This window comes from Streptomyces zhihengii (genome assembly GCF_016919245.1).
Classification (GTDB): domain Bacteria; phylum Actinomycetota; class Actinomycetes; order Streptomycetales; family Streptomycetaceae; genus Streptomyces; species Streptomyces zhihengii.
In genome coordinates this window covers 2,406,016-2,419,850 of the sequence record NZ_JAFEJA010000001.1, presented here as the reverse complement: position 1 = coordinate 2,419,850, position 13,835 = coordinate 2,406,016, and the positions used below count along the sequence as shown (strand labels likewise).

The 13,835-nt window shown below is 70.8% G+C and carries 13 protein-coding genes; 7 read left to right on the top strand and 6 right to left on the bottom strand.

What is annotated here, in order from left to right; all coding sequences use genetic code 11:
- Positions 1 to 130 precede the first annotated feature (130 nt).
- The 3 genes from JE024_RS09820 to eccE form a co-directional block, all read right to left on the bottom strand.
- On the bottom strand, positions 131 to 364 hold the full coding sequence (locus JE024_RS09820; protein WP_205376472.1) for a DUF397 domain-containing protein: 234 nt from the start codon (positions 362 to 364) through the stop codon (positions 131 to 133).
- A gap of 312 nt (positions 365 to 676) precedes the next feature.
- The gene (locus JE024_RS09815; RefSeq protein ID WP_205373217.1) at positions 677 to 1,393 is read right to left on the bottom strand and encodes a hypothetical protein; all 717 of its coding nucleotides are present in this window, start codon (positions 1,391 to 1,393) and stop codon (positions 677 to 679) included.
- A complete protein-coding gene (gene eccE, locus JE024_RS09810) occupies positions 1,393 to 2,745 on the bottom strand; it encodes a type VII secretion protein EccE (RefSeq protein ID WP_205373216.1) in 1,353 nt (450 codons plus the stop codon). The genes JE024_RS09815 and eccE overlap by 1 nt, the downstream gene beginning before the upstream one ends.
- A gap of 179 nt (positions 2,746 to 2,924) precedes the next feature.
- Between eccE and eccB the strand changes: the two genes are divergently transcribed.
- The 7 genes from eccB (at position 2,925) to JE024_RS09775 (ending at position 10,353) form a co-directional block, all read left to right on the top strand.
- Positions 2,925 to 4,448: a type VII secretion protein EccB gene (gene eccB, locus JE024_RS09805; RefSeq protein WP_205373215.1), complete on the top strand. Its 1,524-nt coding sequence runs from the start codon at positions 2,925 to 2,927 to the stop codon at positions 4,446 to 4,448.
- An 11-nt stretch (positions 4,449 to 4,459) separates the two neighbouring features.
- Positions 4,460 to 5,734, top strand: coding sequence for a type VII secretion-associated serine protease mycosin (mycP, locus tag JE024_RS09800; protein ID WP_205373214.1), 1,275 nt, complete (start codon positions 4,460 to 4,462; stop codon positions 5,732 to 5,734).
- Positions 5,735 to 5,969: 235 nt separating this feature from the next.
- A complete protein-coding gene (locus JE024_RS09795; protein WP_205373213.1) occupies positions 5,970 to 6,410 on the top strand; it encodes a DUF2563 family protein in 441 nt (146 codons plus the stop codon).
- A 6-nt stretch (positions 6,411 to 6,416) separates the two neighbouring features.
- Positions 6,417 to 8,213, top strand: a complete 1,797-nt coding sequence (locus JE024_RS09790; protein WP_205373212.1) for a YML083C domain-containing protein — start codon at positions 6,417 to 6,419, stop codon at positions 8,211 to 8,213.
- A gap of 25 nt (positions 8,214 to 8,238) precedes the next feature.
- On the top strand, positions 8,239 to 9,507 hold the full coding sequence (locus tag JE024_RS09785) for a S8 family serine peptidase (protein WP_244882734.1): 1,269 nt from the start codon (positions 8,239 to 8,241) through the stop codon (positions 9,505 to 9,507).
- Positions 9,508 to 9,627: 120 nt separating this feature from the next.
- A complete protein-coding gene (locus JE024_RS09780) occupies positions 9,628 to 9,981 on the top strand; it encodes a WXG100 family type VII secretion target (protein ID WP_205373211.1) in 354 nt (117 codons plus the stop codon).
- Positions 9,982 to 10,050: 69 nt separating this feature from the next.
- Positions 10,051 to 10,353, top strand: a complete 303-nt coding sequence (locus tag JE024_RS09775; protein ID WP_147988414.1) for a WXG100 family type VII secretion target — start codon at positions 10,051 to 10,053, stop codon at positions 10,351 to 10,353.
- Between the two features lie 100 nt (positions 10,354 to 10,453).
- On the opposite strand, the gene JE024_RS09770 is transcribed toward JE024_RS09775, so the two are convergent.
- Genes JE024_RS09770 through JE024_RS09760 form a run of 3 tightly spaced genes read right to left on the bottom strand, consistent with a single transcriptional unit; the run spans position 10,454 to position 13,826 of the window.
- Positions 10,454 to 11,053, bottom strand: coding sequence for a hypothetical protein (locus JE024_RS09770; protein WP_205373210.1), 600 nt, complete (start codon positions 11,051 to 11,053; stop codon positions 10,454 to 10,456).
- Positions 11,050 to 13,326, bottom strand: a complete 2,277-nt coding sequence (locus JE024_RS09765; protein ID WP_205373209.1) for a DUF6571 family protein — start codon at positions 13,324 to 13,326, stop codon at positions 11,050 to 11,052. Before JE024_RS09765 ends, JE024_RS09770 begins: the two co-directional genes overlap by 4 nt.
- Complete coding sequence (locus tag JE024_RS09760; RefSeq protein ID WP_205373208.1) at positions 13,326 to 13,826, bottom strand: hypothetical protein; 501 nt, start codon at positions 13,824 to 13,826, stop codon at positions 13,326 to 13,328. The genes JE024_RS09765 and JE024_RS09760 overlap by 1 nt, the downstream gene beginning before the upstream one ends.
- Positions 13,827 to 13,835 lie beyond the last annotated feature (9 nt).

Sequence of the window (13,835 nt, the reverse complement as noted above, 5' to 3'; positions counted from 1 at the left end):
CGTGACTGTCCTGTGCGTCACGCAGGACCCCGACGTGACACACGCACCCCGGAGCGTGAAGACTTCCCGGGCGAATCGGCACAAAAGAACGGGGCCGACCGGATCCCGGCGGCCCCGAACCTTCACGCCGTCACGTCAGATCGAACTCGCCGTCCCGGGCACCGAGTACGAACGCCCGCCACTCGGCCTCCGTGTAGCGGAGCACCGTGTCCGGGTCGAGGGACGAGCGCATCGCGACGGCCCCGTTCGGGAGGTGCGCGATCTCCACGCGCTCCTCGTCCGGGCTCGTGCCCGGGGCCCCGAGCCACTCGACACCGGAGATGTCCAGGGCGTACAGCTCGTCCTTCTCCTGCGCGCTGCCCATCTGCTTCCTTTCGGTCACGGCCGGACGAACGCCCGGAACGCCGCACGGCGCCCGGGCGGCCGGTGCGTTGCCGCATGTCACGGCCGCGCCGACGCGTCGCAGCACGCCACGGCCGATCGTAGGCGAGGCCGGGGCGGCTCCGGGGGGCCTTCGCACGGCCTGCACACAACCGGATGGCGGACGATCGCGCTCCTCGCGGACGACCGCACCCCTGGCGGACGACCGCGGCCCTCGCCAAGGAGCGCGACCCTCGCGGAGGTGCGTGAGCTTCACGGGGCTTCGTCACCGGCCCGCCGCGCGCGCGGAGGTGCGTCAGTCCATCCGGCGTGCCATGCCGAGGAGTCCGGACTCGGCGTCCGTACCGCTCGTCATCACCCAGTGGCGTTCGCGTCCGGAGCACCACAGGGTCACACCGTCCGCCAGGGTCGGCAGGGCGGCGACCTCCGGCTGGGTCAGCCCCAGGATCCGGCCGATCTGCTGCGCCTCCTGCGGTGACACCCGCTGCACGCCCACCAGGGTCGAGGAGCGCATCAACCGCGGTGCGACGGGGCTCAGATAGGGGAGCAGGGTGAGCACCGACTGCCACGGCGACGACACCACGCGCCCCCGCGGGGGCCGCATACCGCAGTCGCGGATCACCACGACCGGGCTGCCCACCGTCGCGCCCATCGGGGGCACCCGCCCGACGTCGTGCAGGGTGATGCACTCCAGCCCGGCGCCGGCGGCCTGCGCCAGCATCGTCCACTCCTGGCGGCGTCCGGTCTCCACGACGACCCGCGCGCCCGTGCCGGCCGCCCGGAGCGCCAGCACCTGGGCCGTCCACAGCCCGCCGATGAGCAGCACGTCGTACGGCGTCGAGCGGTGGAAGCCCACCAGTTGGGGCCGGCCCTCCGCGTCCTCGCCGATGACCACCCCGTCGTCGCCGACCGGCAGGGAGAGCGCGGCGAGATGGTCGGCGGGCATCGAATGCCCCGCGTGGCGGGGGCCGATCATGGCCCGCAGCCCCTTCGGCGTTCCCGTGCGGCCCATCAGCGGGCACCTCCCAGAGGCATCGTCGCCAGTACGCCCGGCAGTTGTTCGCGGTCGAGCCGCAGCAGGCCGACCTTCGCGCCGCGCGCGGCCTGCTCCAGGGCGCGCCGCACACCGATCAGTTCGGTGTCGGAGCCGCCGGTGATCCGCAGATGGCCGCCGATGTCCATGGTGCCCTGGCGGGTGCCGCGCCGGACGGTGAGGCTGATCGTGGTCGCGTACGCGGGCACGGCCGTCAGCAGCGAGACCAGCTTGGGCAACGGCACGGCGCCCCGGCCGAGTTCGGGCCAGCGGCCCACCGCGTAGGAGGTGTGCCAGCGGTCGTCGCACCGCCACACCCGGGAGGTCTCCGCCGTCCGGCGCTGGGGCGCGGTGTCGGGGCGGCCGGCGCGCGACGCGGCGCGGGGGCTCGCGCAGGCGGCCGTGGCCACGGTGGAGTTGAGCTCCTCCTGGTCGAGCACCACCGCCTGGAATCCGGCGCCGGTGATCCGGCTGGCGATGTGGTCGGCGATGCGCACCAGGCAGCGCTGGGCGCCCTCCAGGCCGCCGCCGCGCGCCTGCACGGCCTCCGGGCACAGCTCCGGGTCCAGCTTCACGGCGACCCAGGTCATGCGGAGCGCGGGCGCGCCGGTCTTCTCCTGGAGCGGGGCGTAGGACAGCCGGGCCACCGACTGCTGGGGCAGATGCGGTGCGGGAGCCGCGCGCACCTGCTGCACCAACTGCACGGACTCCATGACGATGTCGTCGACCTCGAGCGCGTCACCGAGCAGCGACAGCGGCAGCGCGCGGGCGCCGAAGGCGGGGCGCAGGGCCGAGCCGCTCGCCTCCACGCGCACCACGGCCGTGAGGAAGCTGCCGTCCCCGAGCATGCCGACGGTGCGGCGGTCCCGGTCGATGTAGGGGACGGCGCCGAAGCCGGGCAGACTCTCGGTGACGGGCGCCAGCGAGGGGTCGGTGTCGGGGGCCGCGGGGGCGCTGTTGCGTCTGCGCGTGCGCAACGCGAGGGCCGTGGCCAGCCAGTCGGGGAGCGCGTGCCCGCGCCGGCGGATCACGGCGAGCAGGGCGAGCAGACCCGCGACGGTGCAGGTGGGGACGAGCCACAGGCCGCCGAGCGCGAAGCCGACCGCCACCAGGGCCAGCGCGGACTCCACGAGGAGGAGCTGCCGGAGCTGGACGGGGCCGACCCGGCTCGTCCGCGACAGGGGCCGCAGGGTCGTCGACGCGGGGGCGCCCTGTGCCGGCGAGGCGGGCCGGGGAGCGGGTGCGCCGGGATCGTTGCTGCGTTGCCCCCGGGAAGTTCTCGTGTCCCGGCCGGTGCTCCGCCCGTTGTGCGTACGCGTCGCCGTACCCATCGCCGCGTTGCCCCCTCGTGTCCGTATTAAGCAATTTCCCCTGGGCGTTGACCGGGCGATCAGCGTACCTGAGCAGTAAGACGCCAGCGCCGACAGGCATAGTAGGGGCGGCACGGCGACGGGCCGCCACGACGAGTGTGGGAACCTGGTCGCCCAGCGGGGAGAGGGACTGCGTACAGATGGCATCACGTCGGGACGAACTGAACGCCTACACCTTCGCGAAGCGAAGGCTGATCGCACAGTTCCTTCAGCCGAACGCGACGGGCTCCGAGGAGGGCGCCCCGCGCCCTCTGCGGGCGGTCGTCCCCGGTGCCATCGTCGGTGTGGTCGTCCTCGCGGTGTTCGGCGCCTGGGGGATGTTCAAGCCGGTGGCGCCCAAGGGCTGGGACACCCCGGGCGAGAACGTCATCATCGCGAGCAAGTCGACCACCCGCTACGTCGTCCTGAAGACCGGCGACAAGGTCCAGCTCCACCCGGTCCTCAACATGTCGTCGGCCAAGCTGCTGCTCGACCCCGACAAGGGGAAGGTCATCAACGTCGACGAGTCGGTGCTCGACAACGGGAAGATCCCGCACGGCGCCACCCTCGGCATCCCCTACGCCCCCGACCGCCTGCCCGACGCCAAGGTGGCCGGAGCCGCCAAGCGCTGGGCCGTGTGCGAGCGCCCGGGCGAGGGCGGCCGGACGATCCAGAAGGCCGCGTTCGTGCTCGCCGAGCGCGACGCGAAGAAGACCGAGGGCGCCGCCCGGCTCACCGGCGGCGACCTCCTCTATGTCGAGGGCCCCGACAAGGCCAGGTACGTCGTCGACGCCGGCGGGACCGCCTACCCGACCGCCGACGACGAACTCCTGCTGCGCCAGCTCGTCGGCCACAACCGGGTGGCCCAGCGCGTCTCGGCGGCCTGGCTGGAGACCCTGCACCGGGGCGACACCATCTCCTTCCCGGAGGTCCCCGGCACCCCCGGCGCCCCGGCCGGCGCCCCCGGTCTCGCCGAGGCCGTGAACAAGGTCGGCACGGTGCTCTCCGCCACCGACGGCACCAAGAAGCAGCGCTACGTGGTCCTCCAGGGACGCGTCGCCCCCATATCGGACTTCACCGCGAAGCTGCTGCTCAACAGCCGTCAGCTCGTCGAACTGGGCCAGAACGGCCAGGAGACCGCCGTCAGCGCCGGCGCCTTCGCCCCGGGGCAGCCGTTCGGCCAGGACAAGAAGTGGCCTGCCGCCGAACCGAAGCCGGTCAACGACGCGAGCACCGCGCAGGGCAGCAGGAACACCGTCTGCAACGTGCTCCGCGACGTCGACGAGGACAACGGCGCCACCACCCTGACCACCTGGGCGGGCACGGACTTCCCCGCCCCCCTGCCGACCGGCTCCACCAGCGCCTACGTCACCCCCGGATCCGGCCAGCTCTTCCGCCAGTTCAAGGGCTCGGACACCAAGACGGGCTTCCTGTTCCTCGTCACCGACACCGGGCTGCGGTACGCGATGCAGTCCAACGGCGACAGCGCCACCGACGCCTCCGGCATCGGCTCCTCCGGTTCCGAGGAGGAGAAGCGGGCCCGGCAGGACGAGGCGGCGCAGGCGCAGAACCGGCTCGGCTACAAGGAGGTCACCCCGCTGCCCGTCCCGGCGCAGTGGTCGACCTTCCTCCCCACCGGGCCCCGGCTCTCGACCGGCGCGGCCACCCAGCCGCAGGGCTCGTGAGGGCGGCGACGATGACGACGAGGACGACCGGCCCGACGGCCCGTGCCGTCGCGGCCCGCCGCCTGCTCACCGTCGCGGCCGCCACCGCGCTGACCGTGGTCGGGTTCCCCCTGTCCACCGCCGTGGCCGACGACGTCACCCAGTGCACCTACCCGGGCAAGGTCTACGAGGGCCGCCCCTGGTCGCTCCAGCGGGTGCTGCTCGACGAGGTGTGGAAGCAGTCCACCGGCAAGGGCGTACGGGTCGCGGTCATCGACACTGGGGTCGACGTGCGCCACCCCCAGCTCAAGCCTGCCGTCGACACCCGCGCCGGGATCAACCTCATCCCGAAGAACGCCAAGGACGCGAACGGCAACAAGATCGAGCGCGGCAAGGAGGACGGGACCACGGACACCGTGGGCCACGGCACCAAGGTCGCCGGCATCATCGCGGCCCGGCCCGCCGAGGGCACCGGATTCAGCGGTCTCGCCCCCGCCGCGACGATCATCCCGATCCAGCAGAACGACGCGGACGGGCGCGGCACCGCGGCCACCCTGGCCCAGGCGATCCGGCACGCGATCGCCAAGGAGGCCGACGTCATCAACATCTCCCAGGACACGGCCAACGCCGTGGAGCCGGCCCCCGCGCTCAAGGAGGCCGTCGACGCGGCGCTGGCCAAGGAGATCGTCGTCGTGGCCTCGGCGGGCAACGACGGGCTCGGCGGCAATGTGAAGCGGACCTACCCCGCCTCCTACGAGGGCGTCCTCGCCGTCGCCTCCTCCGACCGCAACAACGAGCGCGCCGCGTTCTCGCAGTCGGGGGACTTCGTCGGCGTCGCGGCACCGGGCGTCGACATGATCTCCACCGTCCCCGGCGGCGGGCACTGCGCGGACAACGGCACCAGCTTCTCCGCGCCCTATGTGGCCGGGCTGGCAGCCCTGGTGAAGGCCAAGCACGGCGACTGGACACGGCAGCAGATCGTCGCCCAGATCCAGCAGACCGCCGAGCGCTCGGTCGCCGGCCACGACCGGCTGGTGGGCTGGGGCGTGGTCGACCCGGTCCGCGCCCTGACCGAGGACGACCGGCCGATCGAGAAGCCGGAGGCCCACGAGGGCGTCACCCGCGCCGAGGCGCCGACACCGGCCGAACTCCACCCCGGCGAGAGCCCCGAGGAACGCTCGGCCCGGCTCGCGACCTATGTCGTCGTGGGCGGCGGCGTTCTGGTCGCCGCGGTCTCCGGCGGCGCGGTGGCGCTCCGGGACTCCCGCCGGCGCAGGCGGAGGGTCGCCAGGGGAGCGATGGGCTGAGCGGGTTGTAGCACAATCGGTACGGGACAGTGACTTTGCGGCAGCACATGGGCCGTTCTTCAAGTTTTAACGAATTCCTGTGACCAACAAGCCACTTGGGACTGTCGTAGCCGGTGGCTAGAGTGGTAACCGAGGCGATCAACGGGAAGCGGTGCGCCGCGATCGCAATGTATGGCAGTGGTAGCAAACGGGGAGGAATGACTCGTGCCCAGGGCATGTGGTGACGGGGGCGGCAATGGCCATTGACCTCAAGCGCGGTGTCGGTGAGCTCAAGAAGTTCCGGGCCGCGGTCGACCAGGTGCTCTCCTCGCTGGAGAGCGGTGACGGCGGCAAGACGAAGGTGGCGGCCGAGCAGGTCACCCGGGGATCGTTCGGCACCGGTCTCCCCTTCGCGGAGGCGGACGGCTTTTACAAGGAGTACAACCGGGTCCACAAGGCCCTCGTCGACCTCTCGAAGTCGCTGAGCGACCAGATCGAGGTGCTCTCCATCGGCGTGCACGGGGCCGACGTCGGCTACGACAACGTCGACGACTACGAGCGCCGGCGCTTCCACACCATCAACGCGCGCCTCGACGAGGAGCGCGACGCGATGACCGAGCAGGAGCAGGGCCAGAAGCCGGTCGCGCCGCAGGCCCCGCGTACGGATTCCAAGACCGGCACCACGGATCTGGGGTGATGAGTGATGAGTGACGAGAAGCAGCCCGCCCCGGGCACCCAGCCCGCGCCCGGCACCGAGAAGCCCCTGACGGCGGAGCAGCACGTCCAGGAGCAGACCGAGCAGCAGGAGCAGATCGAGGGCCAGTTCGCCGCCACCGACATGCTGGAGCGCCTGCCGGACATGTTCGGCGGCCTGTTCGGCATCGGCTCCAACGGCAGCGTCTTCGGCTCCACCGCCTTCGACGGCTTCAAGCTCAACGTGATGCTCGACTTCCTGGAGAGCGCCAACCCGGAGCACCTGGAGGGCGCGAGCGAAGCCCTGGTGAAGGCCAACGCCGACATCAACCGGGCCGCCGAGGACCTCGCGAAGACCGTCGGCGACGTCAACTGGGAGGGCGAGGGCGCGGAGGAGTTCCGCCGCTACGGAGCCGAGGTCGTCAGCTACGCGTGGGCGATCGCCAAGATGGCCAACGCCGCGGGCACCCAGATGAAGGTGGCCAGCGAGGGCCTCGCCTCCGTCCGCAACTCCCGTCCGCCGCGCGACGACCGCGTGATCAAGAAGGACGCCAAGGACTTCGCGGTCCCGGAGCAGACGGCCGACAACCCCGACTACCAGAAGGCCCTCCAGGTCGAGAAGAACCGGCAGGAGGCCATCAACCAGATGAACCGCCTGGCGTCGTTCTACGCGGTGTCGGAGGGGACGCTGGCGGGCCAGGAGATGCCGAAGCCGCCGGAGGGGTTCAGGGCGGCGGTGCCGCAGCCTGCGGGCGGTGTGAAGAACGGGAGCGGGGGTGACGGCGATTACGCCGGAGCCCGTTCGACGCAGCCTTCGTCCGCCTTCGTCTCCACCGGCGAGTCCGGCGAGAGGGACACCGTCCAGCGCCCCGGGACTCCCGGCAGGGTGGACGCCGTCACCGACACTGCGATGAAGATCGACAACGTCACCACGGCGCCCCCGCCGACGACCACCAATCCCAGCCAGTCGCAGCCCGTCGTGACCACGACCAACCCCACCACCGGCCCGGTCGCCGGACCGCCGATCACCGCGTTCGGCCCGCCCGGGCGCTCCACCGGCCCCACCACGGCCAACGCCAGGACGTTCAAGCCGGTCGGACGGGAAGGGGTGCCCGGTCCCTCCCAGCAGACGGGGCGCACCGCCCAGGGATACGGCAGGCCGATGACACCGACGACCACGGGCCCTTCCAACACCACCGGCCGCAGTCAGTCGCCGATGGTGGGGCGCCCGGGTGGCCCGGGCATGCCCGGCGGTGGCCAGAACCGTCAGACGCCCGCCACCGGCCGCAGCCAGTCACCGATGGTCGGCCGCCCCGGCGGCGGTCCCGGGGTGCCCGGTGCCGGGCGCCAGAACCCCGCCACGAGCCGCAGCCAGTCACCGATCACGGGACGTCCCGTCGGCGGCGGCCCGGCACAGTCCGCCAACGGCCGCAAGGGACCGGCCTCGCCGACCGCCGGCCGTCCCAACGGAATCGTCGGCGGCACGCCGCAGCGCACCACCGGCAAGAGCGCGGGCTCGCAGCTTCCCCGGGGCACGGTCATCGGCGGGGACTCCCGGACCACCGGACGCCCGGCGACCGGCCGTCCCAGCCAGGCGGGCGTGGTGGGCGCCAACACCCAGAACCGTCCCGCCAAGCCGGCGGGCCGGGGCACGCCCAGCGCGAACGGTGTCGTCGGCACCCCGCGCGCTGCCGGTGCCCGGCCCACCGATGCGCGGGGCGGCGACCAGCGCTCCGACCACCCGACCGAAGACGAAGAGACCAGGACGAATCACCGGCGCGGCCCCGTCCCGCCGGTGATCGGCTGACCACGGGAAGGCTCGGAAGCAAAGAATGACGGCACGTACGATGACGGCCCGCTCGACGCGGCGGCGCAGCCTCGGCACCGCCGCTGCGCTGGCCGTGCTGACGGCGGGCTTCGCCGGCACCGCCCCGGTGGCCCACGCGGCCGACGCCCAGGCGAATCAGTGGTATCTGGACGCCATGAACGCCGAGGAGATCTGGAAGACCTCGACGGGCGAGGGCATGAAGATCGTCGTCATCGACAGCGGCGTGAATCCGGACACCTCGTCCCTCAAGGGCCAAGTCCTGAAGGGCCTCGATGTGGCGGAGGCATCAGGCGACGAGGCGGACGACTACTCCGGCCACGGAACGACGATCGCCGAACTCATCGCCGGTACCGGCGCCGGTGGTGGAATCAAAGGCCTCGCGCCCGGCGCCAAGGTGATGTCCTACCGTGTCAGCGACACCGAGTTGCAGAACAACGAGAAGGTGAACGCCTTCGACATGCGAGACGCGATCAAGGCGGCTGCGGACAGCGACGCCCAGATCATCAACGTCTCGATGGCCAGCGACTTCTACAGCTCGCCGATCCGACAGGCTGTCGAGTACGCCCAGGCCAAGGGGAAGCTGCTCTTCGCGGGAGCCGGCAACAACGCCGACGAGGTCAACAAGATCCAGTACCCCGCCGGTTACCCGGCGGCTGTCGCGGTGGGTGCCACGGGCAAGGACGGCAAGGTCGCCAACTACTCCACCCACGGCGACTTCATCGACATCGCCGCTCCCGGCTCCGACGTTCCCGAGTGGTGCGACAAGAACCTGCGGAGCTACTGCGTCGGTGAGGGCACCAGCTATGCCACCGCACTCGCCTCCGCCTCCGCCGCCCTCATCTGGTCCAAGAACCCCGACTGGACGGCCAACCAGGTCCTCCGTGTCATGTTCGAGTCCGCCGGACGCGGCGAGGACTGGAAGGAAGGCACGGTCAGCAACTACCTCGGGCACGGCATCGTCCGGCCGGGTGCGCACATCAACCGCGGTGTGGGCGAGCCCGGTGACCCGGACATGAGCCCGCTGACCAACACCAGGGTCGGCGGCAAGGAAGGCACCGCCGGCGGCGACGCCTCGTCCGCCACACCCGACCCGTCTGCACCAGCTTCGTCACAAGCCCCGGCGGACACGTCCGGTGACGACACCGTCGTGGCAGGCTCCGGTGCGGAGTCGGACGACAGCGGCCTGCCGGTCTGGGCCATCGGCGCCGCCGCCGCTGTCGTGGTGCTCGCGGGCGGAGCGTTCGCCGTCGTACGCAAGCGCCGCAGCGCCTGACGGAACGGCCGGGCCGGCCAGGCCCGTTCGGACCTTCACCTCACGGTCGTGCCGCACGCCGGCATCCGGGGTACGGCACGACCAGCCAGTAACCCAAGAAGTTCAGAAGGGAACCCCATCGTGTCTCAGGGCCAGCGGCTTTCAGACCAGCAAGTCATCCAGCTCGAGAAGCAGCTCTTCGAGAAGTTCAACTCGATCAAGGGCCAGCTCACCCAGATCCAGGGCACGATCGACAGCCTCGAGGGTCAGTGGAAGGGCATCGGCGCCGGGGCCTTCAACTCGAAGCAGCAGGAGATCAACACCTCCATGGTGCGCCTCGGCAACATCCTGGCGAAGTTCCTCGACGCCATGAGCCAGTCGCGGAAGATCAAGGACGGCACCGAGGACGACGTCCGCGCCGCCGTGCAGGCGATCAACGTCGACCTCGGCGTCGGCACCAACGCCGCTCCCAAGTCCGGTCTCGCCGGCCTCTAGAGCCCGCTGGGCGCACTCCACCCGGGCGGAGGCCCGCCGGGTGACCACACAACGTGAGATGAGGGAATCATGGGCATGAACTCCGGCGACGAGCTCGTCGTCAAGTACGACGGCCTCGACGTGGCGGCGACCACGCTGGGCAACCAGGCCAAGAAGCTCGAAGAGGACCTTCGGGAGATCAAGACGGCCATGGCCACCGTCGCCGCCGGCTGGGAGGGCGAGGCGCACAACGCGTACGTCCAGGAGCAGGTGAAGTGGGACAAGGAGGCCGCCGACATCCACAAGGCCCTGATGCAGATCGGCCAGGTCGTGGCCAACGCGGGCGGCGACTACATGGGCGGCGACAAGAAGGCCGCCAGCTACTTCGCCTGATCCGTTCCCGGCCTCGGCCGGACGCTTCGGGACACCGCACAGGGGTGGGCACGCGCGAGGGGTGCCCACCCCCTGGTGTGTCCGGCGCGGGACACGGTCCCTACGCGCCGGAGGTGCACTCCTCCGATGCGGCGACGGACTTCGCGACGGCGAGTACGAGGTCCTTCGCCGCGTCGGCGTCGGCACGCTTCTCGTCGTAGATGAGCACCCGGACGAACACGTGGCCCCGGTCCGGATGGTCCTTCGAGACGGCCGGGCACGCGATGCTGCGCACACCCCCCTGGCCGGACCACATATAGGTACCGTCCTCGCTGGTGTGCTCGGAGAGGTCCATGTGCGGGTTGCCCCGGGCCACCTTCGCCACCGACGGGTCCGCCCGCCGTTCGGAGAAGACACTCAGCACGCTCTCGCCGTCGACGGCGACGCGGCAGTGCGTGTCCCCGACCTCCTGCGATTCCGCGTCGGCCGTCAGCTTCTCGCCGCTCGTCGGCAGCACCGGGTCCAGGGCCGCCGTGGGCACCGGTGTTCCGCACAGGTCCGACGGCACGGTGAAGGACCGCTTCTCCGCGTCGCCCGAGCAGGCGGTCCCCGCCAGCGCGAGGGAGGCGGCGACCACAGCGGCTCCCGCGACGCGGCGGACACGGCCGCGGCGCGCGGTCCGATCCGGTGCGGAGGCGGTCGGGGCGTGGGGCGAGCTCATGATGCGGGCACCTCCGTCGTCAGATGGTCCGCCATGTGCCGGGCGTTCACCGCGGCGTCGTTGAACCCGTTGTCGCGCCCGGTCAGGGCCCAGTCGGCGATCTGGTCCCGGTAGTCGACGCCGTGGGCCTCGGCGGCCCTGATCGCGGCGAGCTGGTTCTGCTCGGCGTTCATGTCCCGGCTCTTCTCCCAGAGTTCGCCGGCGTCCTGACTCGCCTCGGTCAGGACGTCGGTCTCGGACTGCTGGAAGATGTGCTCCAGGACCATGCCGGTGACCGTGCTCGCCACACCGCCCGCGACAGCTCCGCCCACAGGCGTGGCGATGAAGCTGACGCCCACGCCGATGCCCGTCCCGATCGCCCCGGACCAGGCGTTCTTCTGCTGGGAGACCGAGTCGGAGAACTCCTTCGCCTCCTTGGAGGCGTCGCCCAGCACGGCTTCCTGCATGCCGATGGCGAGCGAACCGCTGACCTCCCCCGAACGACGGGTGATCGCCTCGACGGTCTCCTGCGGCGAATGCGGATACCGCTGGTCGGCGGGCAGGTCCGGGTTGAGGTGGTAGTCCAGGAGGCCGGCCATGTAGGCCTTCTGGCCGACTTCGACGGCGGCATAGCCGTCGGGGCTCTGGCCCACGGTGATCAGCAGGGCGTTGACGTCCTGGTGGTTGAGATCGGCCTGGGTGCCGACGAGCGGGAAGAGTTTCTCGGTGTTGCCGTGCGGGTCGTCCGCCATCGCGCGGTTGATGTCCGGCAGATACTCCGAGGTGATCTGCCCGATGCTGTCGGACATGTAGGAGTGGTCCGTGAGCCGCTTGGGGTCGTCCGCGACGGACGCGACGATGTCCGACATGAGCCGGGCCTGCTCCGGCGAGTGCGGAGGCGTGTCCTCCGTCGGCATCTGCCCCGCCGGGTGCCCGGTCGTGGCCGCCTCCAGCGCCATGGCGAGGTTGTTGCGGCCGGTGATGCTCTCCTCGCCCTTGTCGTCCCTGTCCTGAGGCCAGTCCCGCTCCTCGAAGAGGTACTCGAAGTTGCTGAGTCCGACCTTGCCGTTCTTGCCGTTGCCGTCGGTGTCCCGCTCGAACTCGTGGTCCTCGTCCTTGGTGACGAAGTCGGCGTTGAAGAAGTCCGTCGCCGCGCCGGGGCTGTTGGCGAGCGCCTTCATGAAGCCCGTCATCGGGTCGCCGCCCGAGTCCGTGCCCGTCCGGTTGAGCATGGGGTCCATGCCCATCTGGTGCCAGGCCATGGGCTCGTGCCGGCCGTTGTCGGTCAGCTTCTTCTCGGTCTCGATGAGCTTGCTGCCGTAGTCGGTGAGGAAGCGGTCGTCGTAGTCGCCCCACCGCATGAGGTTGCTCATCACCTGGAAACCCATGGTGGAGCCGTTCTTGGAGACCGGCTGGTCCCCGAGGTTCACCATGTCCACCTTCCAGCGGGACATCTCGGGGGTGTCCGCCTGGGTGGCCTGGGCGAGGGTCAGGCTCAGGTTCTTCTGGAGTTCGCCGTACTTCTCGACCCTTTCGGAGCCGACCTCGTAGGCGAGACGCGGGTCGTTGAGACCCGCCCAGAAGTCGAGTGTGCCCTTGGCCCCCAGCTTGTCCGCGAAGTGCTCGGCGAAGATCGGGTCGCCGGCGTGCGTCTTCAGACCGTTGTTGAGCGCGTCGAAGTCCGCGGGCGTGAGGTCCTCGGGCTTCTTCTTCGCGATGGCGGCCAGCCGTTCGGCGTCCTTGATCGCCGCGGTCGCCGAGTCACGGTCCTTGTACACCGCGTCGGAGAACCCGTGGTCCGTGAGGTCGACGAGCGCCTTGAGCGACGTGGAGGCCGTGGTGTCGATCTCGGTGGCCTTGTCCAGGATCCCCTGGAGCTCGTTGCGGAGGCCGGTGACGTCCTCCTGCCCGCCGGGCGCCTTCTGGTCCGGGTTCTCCCGGACGGTGAATCCGCCGCCGGACGAGGTGACCGACAGATGCTTGCCCCGGCCGCGCTCGACGGCCTCCTTGAGCAGCCGCTGCTGCGTCTTGAGCTCGTCCCTCGTGTCCCGCATGATGTCGCGGATCGAGGTCGCCTGGGTCACCGCGTCGCCGAACTCCCCGGCCGTCTTGCCGACGAACTCACGGCTGATGGTGGCGTTGTCGCCCGCCCAGTTCGCCTTGAGCGCCTTCTTGCGAAGCCCGTCGTCGGCGTCCCGCTTGAGTTCGCCCAGCTTGGTGATCATGGACGTCCAGTCGCCGACCGTGTCGTCGAGCGTCTTGAAGTTCGCCGAATGAAGGTCGTCGAAGTTCATCAGTCCTCGTCCTTCTTCGGCTTCTCGCCGTAGATGCCGTTGGGCTTCCCGGGCGCCGCCCACGCCTCGTCGAAGCCCGCGTCGAGCGTGTGGATCGAGCTGACCCGCCGGGCGATGAAGACCTCGTCCCCGGCGTGGGCGTTCTTGGTGTAGTCCATGTGGTTGGAGATGAGCGCGCAGGCGTCCATCACGGAACCCAGCTGCTTGTCCCAGCGGGTCGACACGTGCTGCAGCGCTGCCCCGAGCGCGAAACCCTGCCCGGACAGGTCGCTGGCCGTGGTGTCCGTGCTGGTGACCCGGGCCTCCTTCCAGAGCCGGTTGTACAGCTTGAAGGCCTCGTCGCCGATGGCGGCGAGATCCTGCTGGTCGACTCTCAGATCCCCTGCGTTCGGGTTGCCCGAGTTGGGTTTGTCCTCGTCCGGTATGCCGTTGAGCTGCATCTGCGCCGACCCCTTGTCGGCCGCCGATGCCTTCAGCTGGTCCCACTCGTCCCAAGCCATTCGCAGGGC